Raw genomic sequence first — 9846 nt, forward strand, 5'->3', positions numbered from 1 at the left:
GAGTTGACGGCGCCTCAGCCTGCGAGGTTGTCGGCCAGCTCCTCGGAGAGGTTGGCCTCGGTGCCCGGGATGCCCAGATCGGACGCACGCTTGTCGGCCATCGCGAGGAGACGGCGGATCCGGCCGGCGACCGCGTCCTTCGTGAGCGGCGGGTCGGCGAGCGCGCCCAGCTCCTCCAGGGAGGCCTGCTTGTGCTCCATGCGCAGCCGGCCGGCCGCCGCGAGGTGCTCGGGAACCTCCTCGGCGAGGATCTCCAGGGCGCGCTGGACCCTGGCCCCGGCGGCCACGGCCGCGCGGGCGGAGCGGCGCAGGTTCGCGTCGTCGAAGTTGGCCAGGCGGTTCGCGGTGGCGCGGACCTCGCGGCGCATCCGCCGCTCCTCCCAGGCCAGCACCGACTCGTGCGCGCCGAGGCGGGTCAGCAGCGCGCCGATCGCGTCACCGTCACGGACGACCACCCGGTCCACCCCGCGCACCTCACGGGCCTTCGCTGCGATGGACAGCCGGCGGGCGGCGCCGACCAGCGCGAGCGCGGCCTCCGGGCCCGGGCAGGTCACCTCCAGGGAGGAGGAGCGGCCGGGCTCGGTCAGCGAGCCGTGTGCCAGGAAGGCGCCACGCCAGGCCGCCTCTGCGTCGCAGGTGGCCCCGGAGACGACCTGCGGGGGCAGGCCCCGGATCGGCCGGCCCCGGCCGTCCACCAGGCCGGTCTGGCGGGCCAGCTGGTCACCGCCGGCCACCACCCGCACGACGTACCGGGAGCCGCGGCGCAGCCCGCCGGGTGCCATCACGATCAGCTCGGAGCTGTGGCCGAAGATCTCCAGGATGTCCCGCTTGAGACGCCGGGCCGCCATCGCGGTGTCCAGCTCCGCCTCGATCACGATGCGCCCGCTCACCAGGTGAAGGCCGCCCGCGAACCGCAGAATGGCGGAGACCTCCGCCTTCCGGCAGCAGGTCCGGGTGACGGGTAGCCGGGAGATCTCGTCCTTCACCGCTGCCGTCATCGCCATGGGCCGATCCTTCCATGCATCCGAAAAATACGGTCGTACGCGGCGGCCAACAGCTCCGGGTCGTGCCGGGGTGAACCGTCGGTCCGGGCCACGGGGCTCAGCTCGACCGCGGCTCCCAGCCGCTTGGCGGCCTCGGTGAGCGAGTCGCGGTCGGGCACGGCGGCCTCGTCGGCCAGCACCACGTCCAGGGCGAGTTTAGGGGCGTGTCGCCCCAAAACCTCCAAATGACGCTGCGGGGAGAAGCCCTCGGTTTCTCCCGGCTGCGGTGCCAGGTTCAGGGAGAGGACCTTACGGGCCTTGGTCTCGGTGAGCGCGTCGAGCAGATCGGGGACGAGCAGGTGCGGGATCACCGACGAGAACCAGGATCCCGGGCCGAGCACCACCCAGTCCGCGTCCAGCACGGCCGCAACCGCCTCCGGCACGGCCGGCGGGTCGTGCGGCACCAGGTGCACGGACTGCACCTCGCCGGGCGTGAGCGCCACGGTGGCCTGCCCCCGGACGATGTCCACCTCCTCGGGCCGCTCCGGGTCGTGCCCCTTGACCAGGGCCTGCAGCTCAAGCGGCACCGCGGACATCGGCAGCACCCGTCCGTGCGCGCCGAGCAGCTTGCCGACCAGGTCCAGGGCCTGGACGTGGTCGCCGAGCTGTTCCCACAGGGCGACGATCAGCAGATTGCCGACCGCGTGCTCGTGCAGGTCGCCCTTGGACTGGAAGCGGTGCTGGATGACCCGGGCCCAGGTCTGGCCCCAGTCGTCGTCACCGCACAGGGCGGCCAGGGCCTTGCGCAGATCACCCGGAGGAAGCACACCCAGCTCGTCACGGAGACGCCCGCTGGAGCCACCGTCGTCGGCCACGGTGACGACGGCGGTGAGGTCGCCGGTGATCCGGCGCAGGGCTGCCAGCGAGGCGGACAGTCCCATGCCGCCGCCCAGGGCAACCACCTTGGGCTGGGCACCGCGGCGGCGCGGCCGGGCGCCGCGGGCCTCGACGGGACGGCCCGCGCGGGACTCGGGCACCATCCGGCGCAGCCTGGTCAGCCGTGGAGTGCGCTCGGTCACTCGCGCCCCATGTCCCGGTGCACGACTACGGTCTCCACTCCCTCGGCGGCCAGGCGGGCGGCGAGCTTCTCGGACACGGCGACCGAGCGGTGCTTGCCGCCCGTGCAGCCGATGGCGATCGTCACGTAGCGCTTGCCCTCACGCCGGTACCCGGTCGCGATCAGCCGCAGCAGCTCGGCGTACCGGTCGAGGAACTCCTTGGCGCCCGGCTGGTTGAAGACGTACGCCGACACCTCCTCGTTGAGGCCGGTGTACGGGCGCAGCTCCGGCACCCAGTGCGGGTTGGGCAGGAACCGCATGTCGGCGACCAGGTCGGCGTCGACCGGCAGGCCGTACTTGAAGCCGAACGACATCACCGTCGCCCGCAGCTCGGGCTCCTCGTCGCCGGCGAACTGGGCGTCCATCTTGGCGCGCAGCTCGTGCACGTTGAGGCTGGAGGTGTCGATCACCAGGTCGGCGTCGCCGCGCAGCTCGCGCAGCAGCTCCCGCTCGGCCGCGATGCCGTCGACGATCCGGCCGTCGCCCTGCAGCGGGTGCGGGCGGCGCACCGACTCGAAGCGGCGGACCAGGGCGTCGTCGGAGGACTCCAGGAAGACGATCCTGCGTGTGACGCTCCGGCTGTCCAGGTCGGCGAGGGACTCGCGCAGGTTGTCGAAGAAGCGCCGGCCGCGCACGTCGACGACGACCGCGATCCGCGCCACGTTGCCCTGGGAGCGGGCGCCCAGCTCGACCATGGTGGGGATGAGGGCCGGCGGGAGGTTGTCCACGACGAACCAGCCGAGGTCCTCCAGGCACTTCGCCGCCGTCGAACGGCCGGCTCCCGACATGCCGGAGATGATCACCAGCTCGGGGATGGCCGCCTCGGGCACCCCGGCCGGAGTGACGTCCGTACTCACTTCTGCTCCGTTTTCCTGAACCGCATCCGCTTTCGCTTCCTGCGGCTGATCCTGACGCGCCTCGTTGTGCGTTTCCTGGGGCTCGCCCTGCGTTTCGCTGAACGCCGGATCTCGCTGTGCTGTGGGTTGTGCGTCGCGCTCGGTCATCTCTCCTGGCCCCGTCGATCGTCCGGGGCGCCCGCGGGTACGGGCTCCCCCGAGGCGTCCGCCGTCGTCTCGGGCGCCTCGTCTTCCCTGTCATCCATGATCTCTCCGGTCGCCGTGTTCACGGCGGGTGCGGCCGGGGCCGCCTGGGCGAGGGCCACGGCGATGGTCTCGGCCGTCTTGCGGCCTATCCCGGGCACTTCCTGGATCTGCTCGATTGTGGCGGACCGCAGCTTCTTCACCGAGCCGAAATGCTTGATCAACGCCTGTTTGCGGGTTTCACCGAGGCCCGGTACGTCGTCCAGGGGGCTGGAGCGGAAGCGCTTGGCCCGCTTGGCGCGCTGGTAGGTGATGGCGAAGCGGTGCGCCTCGTCGCGGACGCGCTGGAGGAGGTAGAGGCCCTCGCTGGTGCGGGGCAGGACCACGGGGTCGTCGTCCTCGGGCAACCAGACCTCTTCGAGGCGCTTGGCGAGGCCGCAGACGGCGATGTCATCGATACCGAGTTCGTCGAGCGCCCGCTTGGCCGCGGCGACCTGCGGCCGGCCGCCGTCGACGACCACGAGCTGGGGCGGGTAGGCGAACTTCTTGGGGCGGCCGTCCTCGTCCTTGAATCCGTTGACGGGGCCTGCGTCGGGGTCGATGTCGCCGTGGGTTTCGTCGTTGGTTTCGACGTGGGCTTCGCTGTGCGTTTCGGAGGCTGTGGGGGTGCCGGGGTCTGTGAGGACGCCTGCGGCCGTGGTGACGCCGGAGGCCGCGAGGACGCCTTCGGCGCCGTCCTCCACCCACTCGCCGGTCCGCTCCTTCTCGGCGAGGTAGCGGCGGAAGCGGCGGGTGATCACCTCGTGCATGGAGCGCACGTCGTCCTGACCGGCGAAGCCCTTGATCTGGAAGCGGCGGTACTCGCTCTTGCGCTGCAGGCCGTCCTCGAAGACGACCATGGAGGCCACCACGTCGTCGCCCTGGAGGTGCGAGATGTCGTAGCACTCGATGCGCAGCGGGGCGCTGTCCAGGTCCAGGGCGTCGGCGATCTCCTCCAGCGCGCGCGAGCGGGTGGTGAGGTCGGAGGCACGCTTGGTCTTGTGCAGGGCCAGCGACTGCTGGGCGTTGCGCTGCACGGTCTCCATCAGGGCCTTCTTGTCGCCGCGCTGCGGGATGCGCAGCGAGACGTTGGCCCCGCGGCGGCCGGTGAGCCACTCCTGGACCGGCTCGACCGGCTCGGGCAGCGCCGGGACCAGCACCTCCTTGGGGACGGCGTCCCCGGTCTCCTCGCCGTAGAGCTGCTGGAGGGCGTGTTCGACGAGAGCGCCGGTGGTGACGTCCTCCACCTTGTCCGTCACCCAGCCGCGCTGGCCGCGCACGCGTCCACCGCGCACGTGGAAGATCTGGACGGCCGCCTCCAGCTCGTCCTCCGCGACGGCGATGAGGTCGGCGTCGGTCGCGTCGGCGAGCACGACCGCGTTCTTCTCCATGGCCTTCTTCAAGGCCTCGATGTCGTCGCGCAGCCGGGCGGCCCGCTCGTACTCCATCTCCTCGGCGGCCTCCGTCATCTGCTTCTCCAGACGGCGGAGGTAGGTGCCGGTGCGGCCCGCCATGAAGTCGCAGAACTCGTCGGCCAGTTCGCCGTGGTCCTCCGGGGAGATCCGGCCGACGCAGGGGGCCGAGCACTTGCCGATGTAGCCGAGCAGACAGGGGCGGCCGGTGCGGGCGGCGTTCTTGAACACCCCGGCCGAGCAGGTGCGCACCGGGAACACGCGCAGCAGCAGGTCGACCGTGTCCCGGATCGCCCACGCGTGGCCGTACGGCCCGAAGTAGCGCACGCCCTTCTTCTTGTGACCGCGCATCACCTGGACCCGCGGGAACTCCTCGTTCATCGTGACCGCGAGGTACGGGTAGCTCTTGTCGTCGCGGTACTTCACATTGAACCGGGGGTCGTACTCCTTGATCCAGGAGTACTCCAGCTGGAGCGCCTCGACCTCGGTGGACACCACCGTCCACTCCACGGACGCCGCGGTGGTGACCATCGTCCGGGTGCGGGGGTGCAGGCCCGCCAGATCCTGGAAGTAGTTCGCCAGGCGCTGGCGCAGGCTCTTCGCCTTTCCGACGTAGATCACCCGGCGGTGCTCGTCGCGGAACCTGTACACCCCGGGAGAGTCCGGGATCTGTCCCGGCTTGGGGCGGTAGCTGGAGGGGTCGGCCATGTCTCACACCCTACTGGCGAGCACCGACACCGCGACGAGCCTGTGGACAACCGTCCACGGGACGGGCGGGCCGGCGGGCACCCCGGGAGCCGTAGCCGACGGGTCAGAGGGGGCGGGGGGCCCGGGGCGGTGGCAGGCCGGCATGGGCGGCGGGCCGGTGGCAGCTGCCCGCGGAGGCAGCGCGGGGCCGGCGGAGGCAGGGTGATCCGCCGTCGTAGCGAGGTCTCCGCATCGTCGGGCAAACGCCCGGCCCCGTGGCTCACCGCCCACCGCCCACCTGGAAAGCGGATCGCGAAATCGGACACCTCGGCGCCATTGCGAGCCGTTCCGGCATGCCGCACTCGCGGGCCCGGTCCGTGACCGGCGCGGAGCCGCTGGACCGGTCGTGACGGATCTTGCACGGCTTCCTCCCCAAATCGGTACCTCCCCCACGAACGATCTCCGGCCTCCCGGCCGACGGCGGCACCACCGCACCCGCACGATCCCGCCGGTCACGGGGTCACGCCTCGGCCAGGTGAGCTCTCTCGACCGGCTGAAGGTGTTGTCGGGGATTGGTCAACACGCTTCAATGCGGGGGAACTCGGGGCCGTGAGCGACGGCCTGCGGACGCGGCGTGCCCAGGTGCGGCCGCCCCGGCGCCGACGGGGTGGCCCCGAACCTCGTCAACGGCCTGACCAGCCGTTGCACCCCCCAACAGAAAGGCCCCCTGCATGCGGCACGGCACACAGCACGCGGACGTCGCCACCGCGGAACTGGACTCGGCCCTGCGCGGCGGCCCCTTCCACGTGGCCCTGCGCGCCGCGATCGCCGCCCGCGGGCTGCCGCTCCAACGCGTGCAACACCATCTGTCGCGCTACGGCGTGAAAGTGGGCGTCACCAGCCTGAGTTACTGGCAGCAGGGCGCCCGCCGCCCCCAGCGTCCCGAGTCGCTGCGGGCCGTCCGCGCACTGGAGGAGATCCTCCAGCTCCCGGACGAGTCCCTGATCCGGCTGCTCGCCGAGACCGACCAGGATCCAGCCGTGCGCCGCCCCGCCGCCCGCTCGTACCGCTCACTGATCGAGGCCTGTGACGTCCTGGACCGGCTGCAGGCCGAGCTCGGCTGGTCCCTCGACGGCGGCCTGCACACCCTCGGACACCACGAGCGGGTACGGATCGGCGCCCACCGCGAACTGGCCGCCCGAGAGTCCCAGCACATCGTGCGCGCCCACCGGGACGGCGTCGACCGCTTCGTGGCCGTCCACCACGGCGACCCCGGCTGTGCCCCGCAGCACATGACCGTGCACGCGCTGGAGAACTGCCGTGCGGGACGCGTCCGTTCGGACCAGGAGACCGGTCTCCTGGTCGCCGAACTGCTCTTCGGCACCCGGCTGCGCTCCGGCGACACCTTCCTCTTCCGCTACGCCGTCGAGGACGGCACGGCCGGTGTCTCACGCGAGTACGTCCGCAGTTTCGGCTTTCCCGGCGGCCAGTACACCCTTCAGGTGCGCTTCGCCGCCGACGCGCTGCCGACACGCTGCCACCGGTTCGCCCAGCACTCGGCGGCGGCCCCGCGCAGCGGCCGGCAGACCCTGCCGCTGAGCGGGCTGCACCGCTCCGTCCACCTGGTCGAGCCCCGGGTACGGCCGGGCCTCCTGGGGATCGGCTGGGACTGGGACTGAACCGGCACTGAGCCCCACCCCTCGGATCAGGCGCCGGGTCCCGCCACGATCCGGCCGTCCGCGGCCTTCACCGGCAGTTCGTTCAACGGCTCGGTGGCCGGCGACCGCACCACCTTCCCGGTCAGGGCGTCGAACTCGCTGCCGTGGCAGGGGCAGACCAGAGTCGTGCCCTGGAGCTTGTTGATCGGGCACCCCGCGTGCGTGCAGATGGTGCTGTACGCCTTCAGCCCGCCGTCGGCGGACCGGCCGACGACCACGTTGTGCTCCTGGTAGAGCCGGGCGCCGCCCTTGGCGACCTCGCTCTCGGCTCCGAGGTCGACCGGCGCGGTCGGCGTGGCCTCGGCCGCGGCCGCACCGCCGGGTGCCTTGCAGGCGGCCGCCCCCAGCCCGGCGACCGATGTGACGGCCACTCCGCGCAGGACGGTGCGGCGACTCGCGGAGGGACGGGCGGTCACAAGGGACTCCTGGTGGATCGGTGCGGTGCGGGACGACCCTACCTGGGCGGATCGTCCCGCTTCGGGGTGGGGGTGCGGTGCCGGGTGCGGAGGTCGGCGGCTCACCGGATAGGACGTAAACGCTTACGCAAGCGTTTACGCGGCCATGCCGCATGGGGTAGCTTCCCGGCCGAAGGCCCCACGGCAGCCCGAGAACCCGGCGGCCCGAGCGGGAACCACGGAGCCCTTGCCCAGGGCGGGAAGCGACGAGAGGAACCCCCATGCCCACCATGGCCGACGTAGCGCGGAGCGCCGGTGTCTCCGTGGCGACCGTCTCCCATGTGCTGAACGAGACCCGCCCGGTGCTGCCCCACACCCGTCAGGCCGTGCTCGACGCCATCGAGAGGCTGGGCTACACGCCCAACACCCTCGCCCGCTCCCTGGTGACCAGCCGCACCCGCTCCATCGGGCTCGCGGTGTCGGCGATCAGTAACCCCTACTTCACGGAGATCCTCCAGGGCGTCGAGGCCGCTGCCCTGGAGCACGGCTACAGCCTGCTCATCGCCGACCCTCACGACGACCCCGAGCACGAACGCAAGGTCGTCCAGCTCCTCCACGAGCGCCGCGTCGACGGCCTGATCGCCGCCCCTTCCGCCGACCCGCGCGCACTCCTCGACTACCTCGGCCGGCATGCCGTACCGACCGTCCTCCTCGACCGGGTCATCGACGGCCGCGCGGACACCTCCCCGCCCTTCGACCAGGTCTGCGCCGAGAACACCGGGCCTACAGCCCGGCTCGTCACCCACCTGGCCGGTCTCGGGCACCGCCGGATCGGCCTGGTCGCGGGGCTGCCCGGACTGAGCACCACCGGCGAGCGGATCACCGGCTACCGGCAGGGCCTGGCCATGGCCGGGCTGGCCCCCGACGACAACCTGATCGTCCCCGGCAACTCCGAATCCGCGGGCGCCGAGCAGGCCACCGCCGCTCTGCTGTCGCTCGCCACCCCGCCCACGGCACTCGTCACCGCCAACAACGCGATGACCATCGGCGCCCTGCGCACCCTGCGCGCGCAAGGCCTCTGCGTACCGGACGACATCGCCCTGTGCTGCTTCGACGACTTCGCCTGGGCCGACCTCTTCTCACCCCGGCTCACCGCCATCGCCCAGCCCAGCAGGGAGCTCGGCGCCGAGGCGGTCCGGGTGCTCATCGAACGGCTGGCATCACCCGACCGGCCCGCCCGGACCGTACGGCTCCCGTGCACCTTCGTGCACCGGACATCGTGCGGGTGCCAGGAGGAGAACGGCGAGATGCCGGCAGCCACGCCGACCCCGCGGTCCGAGCACCCCAGCCACCCCGAGAACCCCGTGCACCCCGAGAAAGGAACCCTCACGTGATCGTCGTCGCCGGTGAAGCACTGATCGATCTGGTACCGCAGGGCACGGGCGCCCTCGCGGCCCTGCAGCCGGCGCTCGGCGGCGGCCCGTACAACACGGCCGTGGCCCTCGGCCGCCTCGGCTCCCCCACCGCGTTCTGCTCCCGGGCCTCCTACGACGCCTTCGGCGAGGCCCTGCTGGACGGGCTGCGGCGGGCGGATGTGGACCTCTCCCTCGTGGAGCGCGGACCGGAACCGACGACCCTCGCGGCCGCGACGATCGACCCGCAGGGCTCCGCCTCCTACTCCTTCTACGTCGAGGGCACCGCAGACCGCCTGTTCACCACCCCCGCAAGCCTCCCCGCCGCGACCCGCGCCGTGTCCTTCGGCACGCTCTCACTCGTCCTGGAACCGGGGGCGAGCGCCTACGAGGAGCTGATGCGCGACGCGGCCGGGCAGGGCCTGTTCACCTCGCTCGACCCGAACATCCGGGCGGGTCTGATCACGGATCCGGACGCCTACCGGGCGCGTTTCAAGAGCTGGCTGCCCTCGGTGACCCTGCTCAAGCTCTCGGAGGAGGACGCGCTGTGGCTCGGCGGCACCCCGCACGAATGGCTGTCGGCGGGTCCCTCGGCCGTGGTGATCACCCACGGCGGTGACGGTCTCAGCGCCTTCACCCGCGACGGCACCGTGTACGCCGTCCCCGGCGAGGAGGTCGCCGTCGTGGACACGATCGGCGCCGGTGACACGGTGAACGCGGCTCTGCTGCACGGTCTGGCCGCTCAGGACGCGCTGTCCGCCGAGGCGCTCCTGGGACTGGGCGCCGACGGCTGGACGAGGCTGCTGCGATTCGCGGCGCGGGCAGCCGCGATCACCTGCTCCCGGGCGGGTGCGGAACCGCCGTACGCCTCCGAACTCGGGGACCTGTAAGGAGCGTTCGGCATCCTCGAACCGATTCGACGGATCCATCGGTTCCGCTGAGCTCGCTGTTGAGGAGTCAAGGTTCGTCGTGGCCGCGGGGATCGGGCGGCTGAATGTGGAACGAGCGGCGGGGCCCCGGGGGGTGGGCCGGGGGGCCCCGC

At 72.2% G+C, this 9846-nt stretch carries 8 protein-coding genes; 3 read left to right on the forward strand and 5 right to left on the reverse strand.

The features are described 5' to 3' along the window. Positions 1–14: 14 nt before the first annotated feature. Genes whiA through uvrC form a run of 4 tightly spaced genes read right to left on the reverse strand, consistent with a single transcriptional unit; the run spans position 15 to position 5300 of the window. The gene (gene whiA / locus ACFWPS_RS18150; RefSeq protein WP_383706147.1) at positions 15–1004 is read right to left on the reverse strand and encodes a DNA-binding protein WhiA; all 990 of its coding nucleotides are present in this window, start codon (positions 1002–1004) and stop codon (positions 15–17) included. Then, on the reverse strand, positions 995–2062 hold the full coding sequence (gene yvcK, locus ACFWPS_RS18155) for a uridine diphosphate-N-acetylglucosamine-binding protein YvcK (protein WP_383706149.1): 1068 nt from the start codon (positions 2060–2062) through the stop codon (positions 995–997). Before yvcK ends, whiA begins: the two co-directional genes overlap by 10 nt. Then, positions 2059–3105, reverse strand: a complete 1047-nt coding sequence (gene rapZ / locus ACFWPS_RS18160; RefSeq protein WP_383706151.1) for an RNase adapter RapZ — start codon at positions 3103–3105, stop codon at positions 2059–2061. The genes yvcK and rapZ overlap by 4 nt, the downstream gene beginning before the upstream one ends. Further along, positions 3102–5300: an excinuclease ABC subunit UvrC gene (gene uvrC, locus ACFWPS_RS18165; RefSeq protein ID WP_383706153.1), complete on the reverse strand. Its 2199-nt coding sequence runs from the start codon at positions 5298–5300 to the stop codon at positions 3102–3104. The genes rapZ and uvrC overlap by 4 nt, the downstream gene beginning before the upstream one ends. A gap of 710 nt (positions 5301–6010) precedes the next feature. Between uvrC and ACFWPS_RS18170 the strand changes: the two genes are divergently transcribed. Continuing rightward, on the forward strand, positions 6011–6958 hold the full coding sequence (locus ACFWPS_RS18170; protein WP_383706155.1) for a hypothetical protein: 948 nt from the start codon (positions 6011–6013) through the stop codon (positions 6956–6958). A gap of 26 nt (positions 6959–6984) precedes the next feature. Here ACFWPS_RS18170 and ACFWPS_RS18175 read toward each other — a convergent pair whose 3' ends face one another. Further along, positions 6985–7413, reverse strand: coding sequence for a Rieske (2Fe-2S) protein (locus ACFWPS_RS18175; RefSeq protein WP_383706157.1), 429 nt, complete (start codon positions 7411–7413; stop codon positions 6985–6987). Between the two features lie 260 nt (positions 7414–7673). Here ACFWPS_RS18175 and ACFWPS_RS18180 point away from each other — a divergent pair, with 260 nt between their 5' ends. Both ACFWPS_RS18180 and ACFWPS_RS18185 read left to right on the forward strand, forming a co-directional pair. Continuing rightward, positions 7674–8786, forward strand: a complete 1113-nt coding sequence (locus tag ACFWPS_RS18180) for a LacI family DNA-binding transcriptional regulator (RefSeq protein ID WP_383706159.1) — start codon at positions 7674–7676, stop codon at positions 8784–8786. Then, positions 8783–9694 carry a carbohydrate kinase gene (locus tag ACFWPS_RS18185; RefSeq protein ID WP_383706161.1) on the forward strand — a complete coding sequence of 304 codons (912 nt, stop codon included), beginning with the start codon at positions 8783–8785 and terminating at the stop codon, positions 9692–9694. Before ACFWPS_RS18180 ends, ACFWPS_RS18185 begins: the two co-directional genes overlap by 4 nt. Positions 9695–9846: the final 152 nt, after the last annotated feature.

The sequence above is a fragment of the Streptomyces sp. NPDC058457 genome (assembly GCF_042720695.1).
Lineage (GTDB): Bacteria > Actinomycetota > Actinomycetes > Streptomycetales > Streptomycetaceae > Streptomyces.